The following is a 14,929-nucleotide window of genomic DNA, read 5'->3' as shown; positions in this document are numbered from 1 at the left end:
TTTCAGATCAGCCGTCATGTTCCACCTCCGTCACGTCGATCCTGTCATACGCCTTGTGCGTGCCGATCCATTTGATCCAGACGATGCTCTTCTCGAAATCGACCGCCACGACCAGGCGATAGGCGTTGCCCTTGATGTTGAAGACGATCCGCTCGGCGCTGACGATGCTGGCCGTGGCGTAGAGCCGCTTCACATCGGCAGTGCTCGTCCACTCCGCCCTGCCGACTTCGGCGAACCAGGCGTCCAGCGCCGCCTTGACGGCCGGCTGGTCCTTCTGGCCCGTCAGACTGTCGACGAACTCTCTCAGCGTGCGACGGGCGATGATCCTCATTGACTGACCTTATATCACGGGACCATAATGGTCACAAGAAAAATACACGACTGCCCAGCGAGTGGTCTTTCGCCGGGGGAATACAGCCGGGAAGGGGAGGCTACCGCATAGGACCGGATCGGTTCTGTCGAGCCTGTTTCCGCTCCAGCGCGCGGGCACGCTCGAACTGCTCGCGGGCCATTTGACGGCCGATCAGGCGGGCGAGGGAAAGGATGGCCTCATTGGAGGGGCTAACCGCATGTTCGGCCGTTTCCGCCTCACTGGCGGGGCCGAACACCTCGATCCTGATCCTGTCGGGTCTGCGTGCCATCCTGTCCACCTCCCGGGTTATGGGGCGACAGGACCGATGAAGGACAGGACAAGGGGATTTGAGAAGACCATGGGCCGGTCCATGCGGTAATCGGCGGTAATCGCGCAGAAAAGGGAGGTTTATCGGTCGTGGAAAAGGTGATCATTCTTCTGGCGATTGGATATGCCATTGGATTCTATATCCGGGGGCGTCGTGCGACAGCCGATCTGGCGCAGGCAGGGCAGCAGATTGCCGAGAGGAATGCCCGACTTCAAAGTCTGGATCGTCAGATCGCTGGGCGCGATACAGAACTTTCGTCGTTACGCCGCCGGATTTCCACATTGGAAACACAGGCCGCTGACCAGAAGAAGGATGCAGAGCGTCGGCGGCAATATTTTCAGGACAACGACCTGTCCAACACGAAAAACCAGTTACACTTCATCAGTCAGTGCACTCTGCGGGCCGTCCGTCCCGTCAATAAGGAGGCTGTGCAGGTGCTCTACGCGCTCGACGAGTGGATCGGGACGTATCAGCCCGACTGGCGTTTCGCCTTCGAGGTTTCGATGGGTGGGTTCATCAGAACGACTTACGACCCGGAAGATCCGCGCCAGAAGCAGGCTTTCAGCTCCTATAGCGGCAAGCGTGTCGATTTCCTGCTGATTGATCGCTATGGACTGCCAGTTCTGGTGATCGAATATCATGGCACAGGCCATGATCTGTCCGGCGATGCGGATGACCGCATGGCGGTGAAGCGTCTGGCCTTGCAGAAGGCCGGTATTCCGCTGCTCGAAATCCCCGAAAAGATGGCCAGGGCGCAAATCATGGCTGCCATTTCCGAGGCCGCCGGGGCGGCTCTCAAGGTAAAAACAGGCTAATGGCTCCGCCCTCGCGCCGGCAAGGGTTCGCGTCAGCGCGCTGACGCCGTCCGATTGGGTGTCCCCGATCTTCCTGCGCTGCGCTCCGTGCAGACCGGGCGATACCCCTCCCTATCGGTCGCCCTTGCCGTTGCTACCCCGCTGCTCGCCGCGAGGCAGAGGAACAGCGGGGGCTGTTCCTCGCGGAACAAAGGGCAAAGACCATGACCGGCAACACCACCACGGCGACCGATTTCCGCAACACCATCCTCAATGGCGACAGCGTGCAGCTCATGCGCGCACTATCCCGCAATGCGGTGGATTTCATCCTGACCGATCCGCCTTACCTGGTGAACTATCAGGGCAGGGACGGGCGGAAAGTGCGCAACGACGACAATGTGCGCTGGCTTCGGCCGGCCTTCAACCAGATGCATCGTGTCCTGAAATGGGGCGGCTTTGCCGTTTCGTTCTATGGCTGGAACCGTATCGACCTCTTCGCCGATGCCTGGAAAGCAGCCGGGTTCCGCATGGTCGGGCATATTGTCTTTCGCAAGTCTTATTCGTCATCTTCCCGGTTTCTCCGGTATGAACACGAAAGCGCCTATCTGCTGGCCAAGGGCAACGTCACACCGCCTGCAAAGCCCATCCCGGACGTAATCGACATGCCCTATAGCGGCAACAAGCTGCATCCGACGCAAAAGCCGGTGGCTTCACTCCTTCCCCTGGTGGAAACCTTCTGCCCGGTGGGTGGGCTGGTTCTGGACCCGTTCGCCGGTTCGGGTTCATCGCTGGTGGCGGCGCAGCATCTCGGGCGTGACTGGCTGGGGATGGAACTGGACCCCGAGCACGCGGCAACGGCGACCCGGCGCCTGGCCTGGCACGCAGCGAAGAAAATAGCGGCATAGGGAGTGAACGCCGCAGGGCCGACAATCCGACTCTGCGGTGCCCCTTTCCTGGTCCTGTCTGTCCGCGCAAATTTGCGTCGATCCGACTTCGCGGATCGATGGCGGGAAGATGGACAATAAACGCCGCTCGCCGGGCGAGTGCCCGGCTCGCGGAATATTCTGGCAGGGCGGACGAATGCCATAACGTCGTGCGATCACGTTACGAGATCGACATATCTCCAAACACAGTCTGCACAAAATCTTCCCATTGCGCATCCTGATGTTCCTGCTGCCTGAAGCAGGCGCAAGAGGAAGGGTAACGCGATGCCGATGTCAGATTGGCAGTCGCCGGCCGCTTACGAACACGCACAAGACATTGCTGCTGCCGGCATGGCCTGGGAATATCTTCGACGTGACGACGATTACCGTCGCGTGTTTCAGCGAATGAAAATGCTTCCGGCTCCGAAATCAGGGGGCAGAAAAGCCTTTTCCGAACGATGGGGTTTGCGATTTCCCTGTCGATCCGTTGCAGCCTGCCGGGCGCACTCCTGTTTTCTGGATACCGGAACTCTCGCCTGATGTGATCGAACTCCGCGCGACTCTTGCGGATGCGGATAATCCGGCCGTCATGCTGATCAATCTCGCGGAATTACCGGACCTCGTCGTGCGGCTGGATGACGGTGACGCGTGGCATGGTTTCTGGCAGTCCGGCGCGTCGTCACATCAGGTCTGGCTCCCGACACATCCGGCGGATGGACGCGCCACCTATGTCGTGATCCTGCCGCTCGATAAACTATTGGAACTTCGCGCGGAAGCCGTACTGCGTTTATGGCGTGCGCTGGTCGGCCGGTCTGAGGGTAGGTGGGCTCATGATTTTCCGCAGCAGACACGGGACCGGCATATCCTGATATTGCGCGCACTTGATGGTCGGGCTGCTGGCGCGAGTTATCGCAAGCTCGCCGAAGTCCTGCTCGGGTTTCGCGGCAGAAAGGCCGACTGGGAAAATGACCCTCGCAAGAACCAGGTCCGTCGTCTTGTTGCTGATGGGCGGTATTATGTTCGGGGTGGCTATCGTGACCTATTGTGCTATCCGATCCGGCTATCTGATCATTAAGATTGGGCTGCGGATGAGGACGATTTTCGCCTCACATTGGCTGTCGGTTTGCGAAGAACAATGTTCTCAAAACGGACTTTGAATAGAAAACAAGTTTCACGCATGCCTGCTGCTATGCATCTCCTCGATGTCCGCGACCCCGTAAAGTTTCCTGATTAGATTGCCAAGTCCTGTAGCCGCGCGGCTGAACTCCCCCCGCCGTGAGTAAAAGACCAGATCAATCGAGCCGAGAGAGGGCAATAGCCGTCCGGCAATACTCGGAAGAAGTTGATCCGTCAGGTCTTCGGCAAGGGGTGATACTCCCAATCCGGCATTGACGGCGGCTTGAATACCCGTGAGCGAGGGACTTACGTACGTTACGTTCCAGGAAAATCCTTCCCGTTCGAGCTCCATGATTGCGCGTTGACGATATATGCACGGCTCCGGAAATAATATGAGTGGGACAGGTCCGGTTGCAGATATCCGTCCGACCCATACTACGTCTCTCCGGGCAAGAATTTCACCACCTTCTGAGCGGATCTGTTTGGTGAGAACATGGTCGAGACGCTGAGCGTCCAGGGCAGCCATAAGGTAATTGCTATTGCCTACTTCCACTTCCAGACGTGCGTCAGGATGCTGTCCGGCGAAATGTGCGAGAAGCCGCGTGAATCCGCGACCGCTGGCGAAATCATCAGGAAGCCCGATGCGCACAGCCCCGGTCAGGGATGTGCCGGCCAGTCGTGATCGGGCAGCCTGCTCAAGCCGCAGAATCTCGCGGGCGTACCCGATGAGGTCACGCCCCTGTGCCGTCAGGGCGACAGACCCTCCACGATCACGGTCGAGAAGCCGGTGACCGGCCTGTTCTTCCAGGCGCTTTATATGGCCGCTGATCGTGGACTGGGTTGCGTTGAGGTGTCGAGCAGCTTCCGTGAAGCCCCCCATGTCGATGACGGTCAGAAAACTGCGCAGGCATATCGGAGAGAGCATGATACGTCTTATCGTATATTGCGATATGATAAAAATATATATCCATTTTTGAATTAAGATGAAAGCATGCATAGCAGGGATGGAGGTGCTCTCATGCAGGAAACAACAATTACAACGTCCCAGCTCGACATCGCATGCCGGATATCAGGCCCTCAGAACGGATTTCCCGTCATCTTGCTTCACGGCTGGCCGGACGACGCGCTGACATGGAACCGAACGCTGCCGGCTCTACATGATGCTGGCTTTCGGACCTATGTACCCTGGCTGCGAGGCTGTGGCCGTACGCGCTTCCGGGAGCAGGATATTCCACGAAACGGACAACTCGTAGCACTGGCGAGGGATGTGTTGGAGATGGCTGACTGCCTGGGGCTTTCTCGCTTCAGCCTGATCGGCCATGACTGGGGCGCACGGGCCGCCTACATCGCCTCTGTTCTGACTCCTGGCCGAATAGCCGGAAGTGTGGCGCTGTCCGTGGGGTGGGGAACCAACGATCCCGACCAGACAATGTCGTACCGGCAGATGCAGAATTACTGGTACCACTGGCTGATGGGACTTGATCGTGGCGCCGAACTCATCCGGAACGACCGCCAGCGTTTCATGCGGTATATCTGGTCGATCTGGAATCCGGAGTGGGAAATCCCCGAAGAGGAATTCGCTGTGACGGCCCAATCGTTCGAAAACCCTGATTGGGCAGACATCACGCTGCATTCCTATCGTGTTCGCTGGGGGTTGGCGACGCGTTCGCCGGCTTTCGAGGAACTTGAGAAACGTGTTGCTGCTGATCCGGTAATCCATGTGCCCACGCTCGTGATCCATGGAGGCAACGATCCCTGCAATGATCCCGAAACGTCAGCGGGGAAAGATCATCTGTTTGCAGACTATTATGAGCGGCACATTCTTGCCGGAACCGGGCATTTCCCGCAGCGCCAGAATGTAGCCCTGGTGACGGAACTTGCCGTGCCTTTTCTTTTGCGAAACAGTAGCTAACTGGCGCATCGTTTCAATGATCCGCCGATCTCGAATAATCCAGCGCGCGCACGCAAGCTGCAAATCTTCGTTCCGTTCGTTGGAGAACTGACCACGTTGGCAGCTTCCGCCCTTTACTTCTGGCAAGGTTTCCCCGGCCAAAGCCGCCGGTCTACCATGAGCGGTGGCAGGTCGGCGGGAGACACCTCAATTCGGTCATCCGATCAGAAAAACAAGATGTGGCAAAACAGGCGGCAAATACGTCTCTTTACTTCGTTTTTATTCGAGGGCAGTGACGAGTGGAAACGAGCAGGATCAGGCCCGCTCCAGAGGAAAGTGCGGCCATCAGAAATATAGTACGGAACGGAAAGGTCTGCGCCAGCAGGCCACCCGTGACTGATCCTACTCCCAAGGCGACATCAAAAAACATGTCATAAAGGCCTATGGCTGCACCGGTAAAAGCGGAAGGCACAGAGCGGGCAAGCGGAATGGCAAACACAGGATAGGTCAGGGAAAATCCGGCTCCGCCGATGAAGGCGCCAGCGATTGCGACACCCGGATCAGGCGCCAGCCACACCATGACAAAGCCAAGGGTTTCCACCAGCAACATGACCGAACCGGAGATGGCCACTGGATAATGGTCGATCTTGTGGCTGCCAGCAAACCGCGCTGCCACATGGCCAACGCAGAATGCAGCGAGTGCATATCCACCATATGCCCAATGTTCCTGTGCAAAGGCGAGGACGAGGAACGATGAGATCGTGGCAAACCCCACCGACGACAGGGCGAGCAGCAATCCCATCGGCAGAACCATCCGGAAAAGCTGTTTCCATGGGACGACACCATGAGCGGAGGAATGGGAAACCGCGCGTGATGACCAGCCCGATAGAAGCATACCTGCGACAGGCAGGATCGAGGCCAGGATGGCAACCGTGCCGAACCCGGCATTCTGCTCAATGGCCGTGCCTGCTGCCGTTCCCGCCGCGAGGCCAGCGAACATGGCCAGACCCAGCCATGACATGCCAGCCCCCACCCTGTCAGGAGGGACGGCCCCGATGATCCGGACAGCCCCGCCTGTCACCATCAGCCCTTCGCTTAACCCCATGAAAAGACGGCCCAGAAACACCAGCGCAAGAGCGATTGGTCGCGACCAGATGGGGAGAAGTGCCGCAACGTAGCAAAGTCCGGACAACACGGCCGCAGACAGACCAAGCGTAAGTGCCCGGGCGCCTCCCAGTCTGTCGCTCAATCGCCCGGCATGCAGCCGGGACAGGAGTGTCGCCACGGACTGTGTTCCCATGATCCAGCCGATTGTTGCGACGGACAGGGACAATCGTGCCTGAAGGACGGGAGGCAGTGCAGAGAGGGCCAGGCCCATGGCACCGGTTCCTGTCCCAATGGCCAGAACGGGTCGAAAGATTGCGGTCCTCAGATTGAAGTCGGTCGCTATGGGAAGAGAGCGTGTATCAGGCATTCATTACGGATATAATATCTCTAATTTTTAGAGAAACGACATCATGTCCGCATTAAACGGATATTATGTCCTGTATTGAAAGGCGAGCGTGGTCATGGATGCTCTGTCAGGTTTGGAACCATTCGTTTTTGCAGCCCGATTTCGGAGTTATGTCAAAGCTGGCCGACATCTTGGGATTTCTTCCTCGGCTGTCGCGAAAAGTGTTTCAAGACTTGAAGCCCGGCTGGGAGTTCAGTTGCTGAACCGGACCACCCGCAGCATCGGACTGACGGAAGCCGGAGCGGTATTTTATGAACGCTGCCGGCAGGCTCTGGAGGATATACGGGATGCCGAGGCGACACTGCATCATGCAAAAGGCGCGCCGTCAGGACGCCTGCGCGTCAATGTACCTCATATCGTGGGACGGCACCTGCTTATGCCACTCATTGCGGATTTTGTGAGCCGCTATCCGGAGATCGAACTCGACATCGCCCTGGAAGACAGGATTGTCGATCTGATCGAGGAAGATATTGATGTTGTCATCCGCAGCGGCAACCTCCCGGACTCGCGCCTGATCGCCCGACGTCTGGGCGATCAGCATTTCATTACCTGTGCCAGCGTCTCCTATCTGGAATCGAATGGCCATCCGCTACTGCCGTCTGAAATTCAGAACCATCGCTGTCTGCGTTATCGCTATCCCAATACCGGCTTGTTTGCTCCGTGGGTCTACAGGCCACCACATGATCAGGTCCGGCTTCCCGAAACCATGATTTTCAACAACAGCGATGCGGCACTTCGAGCTGCCGCTGACGGTCTGGGGCTGGTTCATCTGCCGGTTTATGTGGCGCGGGATGCGATTGCTTCCGGGCAACTGATTCCTCTGTTTGAGAAATATTGCATGGCTATTGGATCGCTCTGGATCATCTGGCCTGCCGTTCGTACACTCTCTCCCAAGGTCCGCGCTTTTGCGGATTTTATTCTTGAACGCTTTGCCGCAATGCCCGAAGCGTTCATGCCGTTTCGTGATGGTTATGGAAAAATCTGGTTTGCAGAGGCCCCATTGGGGCAACTATCTTCTGTTTGATGGGGGTTTCTGTAAAACAGACAGGCAGAAATCACCTACTTTGCGGACATTAGGCGCAGGGTCGGGTTGGTCCTGAAAGCGGACGTTAGACCTATAGCCGATGAACCCAAGCTCCAGGACCGCATATAAGTTCCTTAGCCCTTGATTTTACCTCTAAGTTGATCTGACTGATCTCCTGTGGGGTTGCATTTTGTGAGTGGATCGTGTCGTTCGTCACAGAGGTTGTAGGTTTGTCAAGTTTTAGGGCGTAAGACGCACTGAGCCCAATCGAAAAACCGTATCCGATTGTCGAGGGGACGGGGCGATCGGATAAAATAAAACTAGGGGTCGACGAATGCAGTAAGGTCCACTCCAGACCCAATAGATGATTGGCAACCTGCGTAGCGGCAGCAATTACGAGTTTAGGATTGAAATAAAATTCGTATCCATGCGCTGCGAGAATAAATTCCAGTTCAGAAGCCAGCAGTTCACTTCCCTGTGCCTGCTGCAAACGGACAAATTCTTGCTGGGTAATTCTGGCGCCGGACAGGAGCCCTTTCGCCTGTAGGGCGCGGTTGAGCGTGACTGCGTCTGGACAGTTTTTATAATCAGTTAGCGCAATCGCTAAATACTTACCGAGGTCGAGGAGAGTCCCAAAATTCTCGGGATATCGGCATACCTGAACTGCCATTAGCATCGCAACGTCAACACGGGCGACACTATCCAGTTCGCCCTTCTGAATGCAGCGATCCAACCCAGTGACCATCTTAGTTTCCAATGTCCCAAGATGGTCCTCGAGAGCATCGCTTGGCCTGAAAAACTCGTCAAACACTATGTTGGCGTACTCCTCAGACATCTTATCGCCGGGTCCCTGAGGGGGGAGTTTCTGCCCAGTTCCCACGTTCAGATAATAAGGGCCAGGATCACTAGGCGCCTTGAAGCGCTTCTGCCAAAGTACTGGCACGATGTGGTGATGTTTTTTTTCAAACTTGGGTATTGGAGGAAGATTCATTGCGATCTCATATCAGTTGTTTTGATTGCTGCCCAACAGTAAGGAGGCCTTCACATCTTGTTCGTTTCTGGGCGTTTGCGCCAGATTGCGGACAATCTCCTTCCCCCCCCCATCAAACCGCTACTCATAACTACGACGTCGCACCGCAAAGCCATATCCATCAGGGGTTATGGAACCTGTTTGATGATCCATTTTTCCAGGATGCTGACGCTGTCCGTTATTTCCATGCCGTTTGGTCGGATCAGCCCGTAAGATGTTCCATCCGCGTCGAACCCAGCCGGTGCCACAAGCCGACCGGTTGCGATATCGTCCATGGCGATGATACGGGGCGACAGAGCAACACCCAGACCATTGGCGGCGGCTTCCAGCATCATGAAATGATGGTCGTACAGCCTGACATCACGCGGGGTGGGAATCTCAGGCCGGGACATCAGCCAGTTCTTCCAGGCCTCCGGCCGGGTGCGCGACCCGAGTGCCAGATAGCCCCCGTCGGCAAACCGCTGCGCCATGTCAGGACGCATGACCGGCCCGACCGCCTCCTGCGTGAGCGTGGTAACGGTCCAGTCAGGACCAAGTGGGAAATCAAGGCGCCGGATTGCCAGCGTGACGCGATCACGTGCGAAATCCAGTGCACCGCCGCCGGTCGAAAGATGCACATCAATCCCCGGATGGCGGTCCTGGAAGTCGGACAGGCGCGGGATCAGCCAGCGCATCGCAAGCGACCTCTCGCACGAGAGCACGATCGGCTGCGTACCGGATGAAGACCGGATATCGGCCAGCGTTGCCGCGATCCCCTTGAGTGCATCGGTTGCCGCTTCAGCCAGACGTACGCCGTCCCGGGTCGGCCGCACACCTCGCCCGTCCGGCTCCAGAAGCTGGAGTTTCAGATCGTCAGCCAGCTTGGATACCCGACGGCTGACGGCCCCGTGAGTCAGAGCCAGTTCCGTGGCCGCCGCCCGCACTGAGCCAAGGCGCACAACCGCTGCGAAAGCACGCAGATCGTCCAGAGAGGGAATGTCAGAACGCTTCATTGGTCAGTTTTTATCACCGGAACAGGTCAGTTCATATCGATTTTCCTCATGAACCGTTTCGTTATTCTCACTGGAATGATGGAAAAAATCTTTTGCCCCGCCTTGCCGTTGGCTGTCACGATGGGAGATCCCGCCGGAATCGGCCCTGAGATCATAGTGCGAATGTTCCTGCGACGACCGCAGCAACGGTGCTGGATCGTCGTGGGCGATCCGCTGGTGATGCACCAAGCGTTGACAGCACTCAACTCATCGGCGTCGGTGCGCCAGATCGCGACACCAGCCGAAGCCCGGTTCGAGGACGGAGTGCTGAATGTGCTGGTCTCGTCGGAATGCGCAGAACCACCGCCTGTGGGTCAGGTCAGCGCCGAGAGTGGCCGCGCCGCCTACACAGCAATCATGACCGCAATTCGTTTGGCGAAGGCGGGAACAATCCGGGGTGTCGTTACTGCGCCGATTCACAAGGAAGCACTCGCCGCTGCCGGACTGCACTATCCCGGTCATACAGAAATTCTCGCCGAGCAGGCTGGTGGCGTGGATGTCGCCATGATGTTGGCGAACGAGGACATCCGCGTCGTGCTGGTGACGATCCACTGTTCTCTCAGGGACGCGATCCAGCGCGCTGATTTCCCCGCCCAGACGGCAGCAATCCGGCTGGCTCACACGGGAGCACGCGCACTGGGTATCGGACGCCCACGTGTCGCCGTAGCGGGCCTTAACCCCCATGCCGGAGAGGGTGGCCTGTTTGGTGACGAAGAGACCCATATCATCGGTCCCGCCGTCGCCCAGGCACGTCGTGAAGGCATTGACGCATCAGGCCCCTGGCCCGGTGACACGGTGTTCATGCAAGCGCGCGAGAGACGGTTCGATGTCGTCGTCGCACAGTATCATGACCAGGGACTGATTCCCATCAAATACATGGGTCTGGCGCAGGGTGTGAATATCACCCTCGGTTTGCCCTTCACGCGGACAAGCCCCGACCACGGCACAGCCTTCGATATTGCAGGACGGGGCGTCGCCGATCCATCCAGCCTGGAAACGGCATTCGATTATGCTCTTCGCCTCACTAATGGAGCCTCAGTATGACCCGACCCGAGTTCATCTTCATGCTGACCCGTCATGACCGGACGGTGGAGAACGCAGTCGATCTGGTCGAAACTGCCCGTGCGGTAGGTGTCCGGCATATCGGGTTCAAGGATATTGGTCTGCCTTTTACGGTGCTCCAGACGCTGGCCAGCACTATCCGTGAGGCCGGAGCAAAAACCTATCTGGAAGTTGTCTCTCTCGATCGCGACAGCGAACTTCGCTCAATACAGGCCGGGATCGCTCTTGGTGTCGATTATCTGCTGGGTGGTACACATGTCGATGATGCGCTGAAGCTGCTGGGAGGCACAAAAATCCGCTATTATCCCTTTCCCGGCCGGATCAGTGGGCATCCGAGTATGCTCGAAGGAACTGAAACGGAAATCGTACGCAGTGCGGTCGATCTTGCCTCCAGGCCCGGTGTTCATGGACTGGATTTGCTTGCTTATCGGTTTGTGGGAAACGTGCCGGATTTGATCCGGCGAGTATGCGCCGCTGTGCCGAATAAACCTGTCATCGTCGCGGGTTCGCTCGATCGGGCGGAGCGTATTCGCGCTACCGCCTCTGCGGGTGCTTCGGGTTTTACGGTCGGAACAGCACTGCTCGACGGCGTTTTTCCCGCATCACCCGATCTGACGCAACAGCTCGGCTACGTCCAGACTATCATTCGACAACTCTGACGGAGGAAACCAATGGAAAAAATAAACCTGGCTCAGGCCTTCACGACATTTTCCGATTACTGGAGCTCCCGTGTGGCCGGTGAGATCAACACATCCCAGATCAAGCTGGCAAAATTCAAAGGGAAATCCCACTACTGAGCTTCTTAGTAGTGCCTCAGAAAATTGCAGATTATCTGTGCGTGAAGTGAGGCAAACACAAGTCTGGTTTTATCCTCTGAAACCCAAAAGCGAACTTTCTACTTCCCCACATATGAGCCTCTTATCGGGGTGCTAGAATCAACCCCCCTGATTCCGGCACTCTCCAGACTGCCGATCCTCCTCCACGGTTCGCCATGGCCCGCTGTCGTGACCGACAGCCGCCGAACCCAACCGGAGGCCCGATCATGCTCGATCCCAAGACGGGGTTACCGCCCCGTTTCCTGCGCACGCCCGATGCGGCGCGCTTCCTTGGCATTTCCATCCGTACGCTGGAAAAACATCGCACCTATGGCACCGGCCCGACCTATCGGAAGATTGGTGGCCGGATCGTCTACGCCCTCCCAGATCTTCAGGGCTGGGTCGAGAATGGTGTCCGTCGCTCCACCACCGACGAGACACCCTGCCGTGTCTTTCCAGCCCGCCCGCTGACCCCGGCCGAAAAGGCGACCCTTTGAATGGCCGGCGTCATGCCGCAGCGCGGCCAGCAGGGGCGAGAGAGCGAGCGGCTGCGCCTCGATCCCTTCGTGATCGCGGGTGGTGATGCCAGCCCCCGTGATCAGCGCGACCTGATGGAGCGGCCGTTCTTCTCGCTTTCCAAGGCGAAGCGGGTCGCGCCGATCCTCTATGAGGCCGGCGGTCAGCGGGTCGAGATTCACGGCCTGGCTGAGCATGGTATGGCGACGATCTGGGATGCCGACGTGCTGATCTGGGCCGCCTCGCAGATTGTCGAAGCGGAGAATAGCGGCCTCCGGACATCACGCTTCCTGCGTTTCACTCCGTACCAGCTTCTGACGGCCGTGGGCCGCGCCACGGGCGCACGGGACTACCGGCTGCTCAAGGCAGCGTTTGCCCGCCTGCAATCGACCGTGGTTCGTACGACCATCCGGAATGGCGAGCACTGGCGCCGACACCAGTTCTCCTGGATCAATGAATGGGAGGAGAGGACCACCCGTGATGGCCGTGTCGAGGGCATGGAGTGCGTTCTGCCCGACTGGTTCTATCGCGGCGTCATCGACCGTTCGCTGGTCCTGGCGATCGACCCGGCCTATTTCCGCCTGACAGGCGGTATCGAGCGCTGGCTCTACCGTGTCGCCCGCAAACATGCCGGGCATCAGCCGCAGGGCTGGCTGTTCGAGATGGCGCATCTCCATGAAAAATCCGGCAGCCTGGCGCGTGTCTCCGATTTCGCGCTCGACCTGGGGCGCATCGCCGCCCGACAGTCGCTCCCCGGCTATCGCCTCGCGATCCGGCGTGAAGGGCGGCGGAAACTGCTGCATATTCGTTCAGTTAACTTATCCACAGTGCCTGTGGATGACGGTGTGGACGGACACGGGATTTCGGGCGCAGGGACTATCGGGACTTCGGGCGCATCACTATCGGGATTTCAGGCGCACGAACCCCAGTTAAGCCTTTGGCCTGAAACGCGGAATCGCGCTGCTAACTTAGAATCTAACTTAGAGTCTAACTTTTTGATGTTGGGGCGACCGGATACCGACCGTGGTGCCGGTGCCGCCGACAGGCCGGGCGATCCGCACGCGTGTGGTCTTTCTCCCATGCCGGGAGACGGGCCATGACCAGCGCCACAACGTCCCGTGCGCGGGGCCACGCCCTGCCGTTCGCACGCGACCCACTGACCCATGTTGAACTGACCCACATCGAAACGCGTGTCGAGAACTGGATCAGGTTCGGTCATGAGGCTCAGGAACAGATCCTCGACCGACGCCGTCGTATCTTCTCCTTCCGGCCTGGCAGCGTTTTCGCCTTTGTCCGCTGGGCGGCCAACGATTTCGGCACGATCGCATCGCGTATCGACATCCTGCGCGCCGTGGCACCGGGAGAACCTTGCCAGACCGTGCCCTTTATCCGGCCCGGCGGTGAAATCCTGCTGCGGGTCGCGGGTTGGCCGAAGGTCGAACAGGTGCTCCGCCATATCGATGCGGTGGAAGAAGCCGGCATCGACGCCTGCACGGTTTCGCCCGATTACTGGCGGCATGTCGGCAACCGGCTGAACGCGGGTGAGCAACCGCGCCCCTACACCATGGCACGTCATCGGGCCTGGCTCAGGCGGCGGGAGATCAGGCCATGACCCGCTTCGGTTATGTCATGGCGACGTATTTTGCGGTGATGGGTGTCGTCATCGCCGCCATCGTCCCCGTGCCGGTGAAGCTGCTCTGGAACGCCTCCGCCAGTACGCCGCTCGGCCTCTACGACCTTGCAGCGCCCAACGGGCTGAAGGTCGGCGATCTGGTTGCCGTCAGGCCACCGAAGCCGCTGGCCGATTTCATGGTTCGGCGCGGCTATATCGGGCGCGGTGTACCGCTGCTGAAGCCCGTGGCAGCGCGGCCGGGGCAACAGGTTTGCCGCGTCGGGCGCACCGTCACGGTTGATGGCGTAAAGCTCGGCGAGGCGCAGGAGCGTGACCGGCGCAGGCGTATGTTGCCGCTCTGGCAGGGCTGCCGCCGCATCGCATCGGATCAGATTTTCCTCATGAACCCGTCCGTTCGCGACAGTCTGGACGGGCGCTATTTCGGCCCGCTTCCGCGCGCCACCGTCATCGGCCGGGCGACGCCGCTCTACACCGACGCGCACGGCGACGGTCATTTCGTCTGGCACGGCCTTTTCGCTGAGAGGCCGATGCCGCGCCTTCCCAACATCGCTACGGAGACTTCCCATGCCGCAGATCGGTAGCTTCACGCGCGACAAGACCGGCTTTGCCGGACGCATCCAGACCTTCCTTGGTTTCCATGAGATCGTTATCGTGCAGACTGAGAAATCGGAATCCGACAACGCCCCGGATTATCGTATCTATCGCGATGACGAGGACGGCCCCGAGATTGGTGCCGGCTGGAAACGCACGGGCGAGCGGGCCGGCGATTACGTTGCCCTGCTGATCGATGATCCGCTTCTGCCGCAGCCGTTGCGCGCCAATCTGTTCCGTGACGGCAGTAATGGCGGTCTCTGGTCGTTGCACTGGAGCCGCCCCCAGAGGCGCGACGGGCGGGACTGAC

Annotated in this window: 19 protein-coding genes; 13 read left to right on the top strand and 6 right to left on the bottom strand. The window is 58.6% G+C overall.

Features of this window, described 5'->3' with window-relative positions; translation table 11 throughout:
* Positions 1-7: 7 nt before the first annotated feature.
* Together HLH36_RS07325 and HLH36_RS07320 are read right to left on the bottom strand one after the other, a co-directional pair.
* Positions 8-331 carry a type II toxin-antitoxin system HigB family toxin gene (locus HLH36_RS07325; protein ID WP_176643380.1) on the bottom strand — a complete coding sequence of 108 codons (324 nt, stop codon included), beginning with the start codon at positions 329-331 and terminating at the stop codon, positions 8-10.
* A 100-nt stretch (positions 332-431) separates the two neighbouring features.
* Positions 432-641: a hypothetical protein gene (locus HLH36_RS07320; protein WP_218062635.1), complete on the bottom strand. Its 210-nt coding sequence runs from the start codon at positions 639-641 to the stop codon at positions 432-434.
* Between the two features lie 128 nt (positions 642-769).
* Between HLH36_RS07320 and HLH36_RS07315 the strand changes: the two genes are divergently transcribed.
* The 4 genes from HLH36_RS07315 to HLH36_RS07305 all read left to right on the top strand — a co-directional run bounded on the left by HLH36_RS07315 (position 770) and on the right by HLH36_RS07305 (position 3,472).
* The gene (locus tag HLH36_RS07315; RefSeq protein ID WP_176643381.1) at positions 770-1,495 is read left to right on the top strand and encodes a DUF2726 domain-containing protein; all 726 of its coding nucleotides are present in this window, start codon (positions 770-772) and stop codon (positions 1,493-1,495) included.
* A gap of 203 nt (positions 1,496-1,698) precedes the next feature.
* Complete coding sequence (locus tag HLH36_RS07310) at positions 1,699-2,379, top strand: DNA methyltransferase (protein WP_176643382.1); 681 nt, start codon at positions 1,699-1,701, stop codon at positions 2,377-2,379.
* Between the two features lie 303 nt (positions 2,380-2,682).
* Complete coding sequence (locus tag HLH36_RS20255; protein WP_220792732.1) at positions 2,683-2,937, top strand: transcriptional regulator domain-containing protein; 255 nt, start codon at positions 2,683-2,685, stop codon at positions 2,935-2,937.
* 1 nt (position 2,938) lies between these two features.
* Positions 2,939-3,472 (top strand): DNA -binding domain-containing protein, encoded by a 534-nt coding sequence (locus tag HLH36_RS07305; RefSeq protein WP_176643383.1) that lies wholly within the window; start codon positions 2,939-2,941, stop codon positions 3,470-3,472.
* Between the two features lie 96 nt (positions 3,473-3,568).
* On the opposite strand, the gene HLH36_RS07300 is transcribed toward HLH36_RS07305, so the two are convergent.
* The gene (locus tag HLH36_RS07300) at positions 3,569-4,510 is read right to left on the bottom strand and encodes a LysR substrate-binding domain-containing protein (protein WP_176643384.1); all 942 of its coding nucleotides are present in this window, start codon (positions 4,508-4,510) and stop codon (positions 3,569-3,571) included.
* A 21-nt stretch (positions 4,511-4,531) separates the two neighbouring features.
* Here HLH36_RS07300 and HLH36_RS07295 point away from each other — a divergent pair, with 21 nt between their 5' ends.
* Positions 4,532-5,425 (top strand): alpha/beta fold hydrolase, encoded by an 894-nt coding sequence (locus HLH36_RS07295; RefSeq protein WP_182985736.1) that lies wholly within the window; start codon positions 4,532-4,534, stop codon positions 5,423-5,425.
* Positions 5,426-5,672: 247 nt separating this feature from the next.
* On the opposite strand, the gene HLH36_RS07290 is transcribed toward HLH36_RS07295, so the two are convergent.
* The gene (locus tag HLH36_RS07290) at positions 5,673-6,782 is read right to left on the bottom strand and encodes an MFS transporter (RefSeq protein ID WP_246376529.1); all 1,110 of its coding nucleotides are present in this window, start codon (positions 6,780-6,782) and stop codon (positions 5,673-5,675) included.
* Between the two features lie 190 nt (positions 6,783-6,972).
* Here HLH36_RS07290 and HLH36_RS07285 point away from each other — a divergent pair, with 190 nt between their 5' ends.
* The gene (locus HLH36_RS07285; RefSeq protein WP_176643387.1) at positions 6,973-7,941 is read left to right on the top strand and encodes a LysR family transcriptional regulator; all 969 of its coding nucleotides are present in this window, start codon (positions 6,973-6,975) and stop codon (positions 7,939-7,941) included.
* A gap of 91 nt (positions 7,942-8,032) precedes the next feature.
* Here HLH36_RS07285 and HLH36_RS07280 read toward each other — a convergent pair whose 3' ends face one another.
* Both HLH36_RS07280 and HLH36_RS07275 read right to left on the bottom strand, forming a co-directional pair.
* Complete coding sequence (locus HLH36_RS07280; protein WP_176643388.1) at positions 8,033-8,932, bottom strand: DUF4238 domain-containing protein; 900 nt, start codon at positions 8,930-8,932, stop codon at positions 8,033-8,035.
* A gap of 167 nt (positions 8,933-9,099) precedes the next feature.
* A complete protein-coding gene (locus HLH36_RS07275; protein ID WP_176643389.1) occupies positions 9,100-9,963 on the bottom strand; it encodes a LysR substrate-binding domain-containing protein in 864 nt (287 codons plus the stop codon).
* Between the two features lie 48 nt (positions 9,964-10,011).
* Here HLH36_RS07275 and pdxA point away from each other — a divergent pair, with 48 nt between their 5' ends.
* The 7 genes from pdxA (at position 10,012) to HLH36_RS07240 (ending at position 14,928) form a co-directional block, all read left to right on the top strand.
* Positions 10,012-11,046: a 4-hydroxythreonine-4-phosphate dehydrogenase PdxA gene (gene pdxA, locus HLH36_RS07270; protein ID WP_176643390.1), complete on the top strand. Its 1,035-nt coding sequence runs from the start codon at positions 10,012-10,014 to the stop codon at positions 11,044-11,046.
* Positions 11,043-11,723 carry a beta/alpha barrel domain-containing protein gene (locus tag HLH36_RS07265; protein ID WP_176643391.1) on the top strand — a complete coding sequence of 227 codons (681 nt, stop codon included), beginning with the start codon at positions 11,043-11,045 and terminating at the stop codon, positions 11,721-11,723. The genes pdxA and HLH36_RS07265 overlap by 4 nt, the downstream gene beginning before the upstream one ends.
* Positions 11,724-12,106: 383 nt before the next feature.
* Positions 12,107-12,376 (top strand): helix-turn-helix transcriptional regulator, encoded by a 270-nt coding sequence (locus tag HLH36_RS07260; protein WP_019086238.1) that lies wholly within the window; start codon positions 12,107-12,109, stop codon positions 12,374-12,376.
* A complete protein-coding gene (locus HLH36_RS07255; RefSeq protein WP_176643392.1) occupies positions 12,377-13,495 on the top strand; it encodes a replication initiator protein A in 1,119 nt (372 codons plus the stop codon).
* Entirely contained in the window at positions 13,492-14,007 is a 516-nt protein-coding gene (locus tag HLH36_RS07250; RefSeq protein WP_182985735.1) for a DUF2840 domain-containing protein, read from the top strand. Before HLH36_RS07255 ends, HLH36_RS07250 begins: the two co-directional genes overlap by 4 nt.
* Positions 14,004-14,609, top strand: a complete 606-nt coding sequence (locus HLH36_RS07245) for a S26 family signal peptidase (RefSeq protein ID WP_176643394.1) — start codon at positions 14,004-14,006, stop codon at positions 14,607-14,609. The genes HLH36_RS07250 and HLH36_RS07245 overlap by 4 nt, the downstream gene beginning before the upstream one ends.
* Positions 14,593-14,928 (top strand): DUF736 domain-containing protein, encoded by a 336-nt coding sequence (locus HLH36_RS07240; protein WP_176643395.1) that lies wholly within the window; start codon positions 14,593-14,595, stop codon positions 14,926-14,928. Before HLH36_RS07245 ends, HLH36_RS07240 begins: the two co-directional genes overlap by 17 nt.
* Position 14,929 lies beyond the last annotated feature (1 nt).

It is taken from the genome of Gluconacetobacter aggeris (assembly GCF_014174395.1).
Taxonomy (GTDB): domain Bacteria; phylum Pseudomonadota; class Alphaproteobacteria; order Acetobacterales; family Acetobacteraceae; genus Gluconacetobacter; species Gluconacetobacter aggeris.
Note: the sequence above shows the minus strand (reverse complement) of the source record. Positions and strands in the feature narration are given on the sequence as shown.

Excerpts from the sequence above, each read along its gene's own strand:
- HLH36_RS07325 (WP_176643380.1), bottom strand. The coding sequence starts at position 331 with ATGAGGATCATCGCCCGTCGCACGCTGAGAGAGTTCGTCGACAGTCTG.
- HLH36_RS07320 (WP_218062635.1), bottom strand. The coding sequence starts at position 641 with ATGGCACGCAGACCCGACAGGATCAGGATCGAGGTGTTCGGCCCCGCC.
- HLH36_RS07310 (WP_176643382.1), top strand. The coding sequence starts at position 1,699 with ATGACCGGCAACACCACCACGGCGACCGATTTCCGCAACACCATCCTC.
- HLH36_RS20255 (WP_220792732.1), top strand. The coding sequence starts at position 2,683 with ATGCCGATGTCAGATTGGCAGTCGCCGGCCGCTTACGAACACGCACAA.
- HLH36_RS07300 (WP_176643384.1), bottom strand. The coding sequence starts at position 4,510 with ATGCATGCTTTCATCTTAATTCAAAAATGGATATATATTTTTATCATA.
- HLH36_RS07295 (WP_182985736.1), top strand. The coding sequence starts at position 4,532 with ATGCAGGAAACAACAATTACAACGTCCCAGCTCGACATCGCATGCCGG.
- HLH36_RS07290 (WP_246376529.1), bottom strand. The coding sequence starts at position 6,782 with ATGGGCCTGGCCCTCTCTGCACTGCCTCCCGTCCTTCAGGCACGATTG.
- HLH36_RS07285 (WP_176643387.1), top strand. The coding sequence starts at position 6,973 with ATGGATGCTCTGTCAGGTTTGGAACCATTCGTTTTTGCAGCCCGATTT.
- HLH36_RS07280 (WP_176643388.1), bottom strand. The coding sequence starts at position 8,932 with ATGAATCTTCCTCCAATACCCAAGTTTGAAAAAAAACATCACCACATC.
- HLH36_RS07275 (WP_176643389.1), bottom strand. The coding sequence starts at position 9,963 with ATGAAGCGTTCTGACATTCCCTCTCTGGACGATCTGCGTGCTTTCGCA.
- pdxA (WP_176643390.1), top strand. The coding sequence starts at position 10,012 with ATGAACCGTTTCGTTATTCTCACTGGAATGATGGAAAAAATCTTTTGC.
- HLH36_RS07265 (WP_176643391.1), top strand. The coding sequence starts at position 11,043 with ATGACCCGACCCGAGTTCATCTTCATGCTGACCCGTCATGACCGGACG.
- HLH36_RS07260 (WP_019086238.1), top strand. The coding sequence starts at position 12,107 with ATGCTCGATCCCAAGACGGGGTTACCGCCCCGTTTCCTGCGCACGCCC.
- HLH36_RS07255 (WP_176643392.1), top strand. The coding sequence starts at position 12,377 with ATGGCCGGCGTCATGCCGCAGCGCGGCCAGCAGGGGCGAGAGAGCGAG.
- HLH36_RS07250 (WP_182985735.1), top strand. The coding sequence starts at position 13,492 with ATGACCAGCGCCACAACGTCCCGTGCGCGGGGCCACGCCCTGCCGTTC.
- HLH36_RS07245 (WP_176643394.1), top strand. The coding sequence starts at position 14,004 with ATGACCCGCTTCGGTTATGTCATGGCGACGTATTTTGCGGTGATGGGT.
- HLH36_RS07240 (WP_176643395.1), top strand. The coding sequence starts at position 14,593 with ATGCCGCAGATCGGTAGCTTCACGCGCGACAAGACCGGCTTTGCCGGA.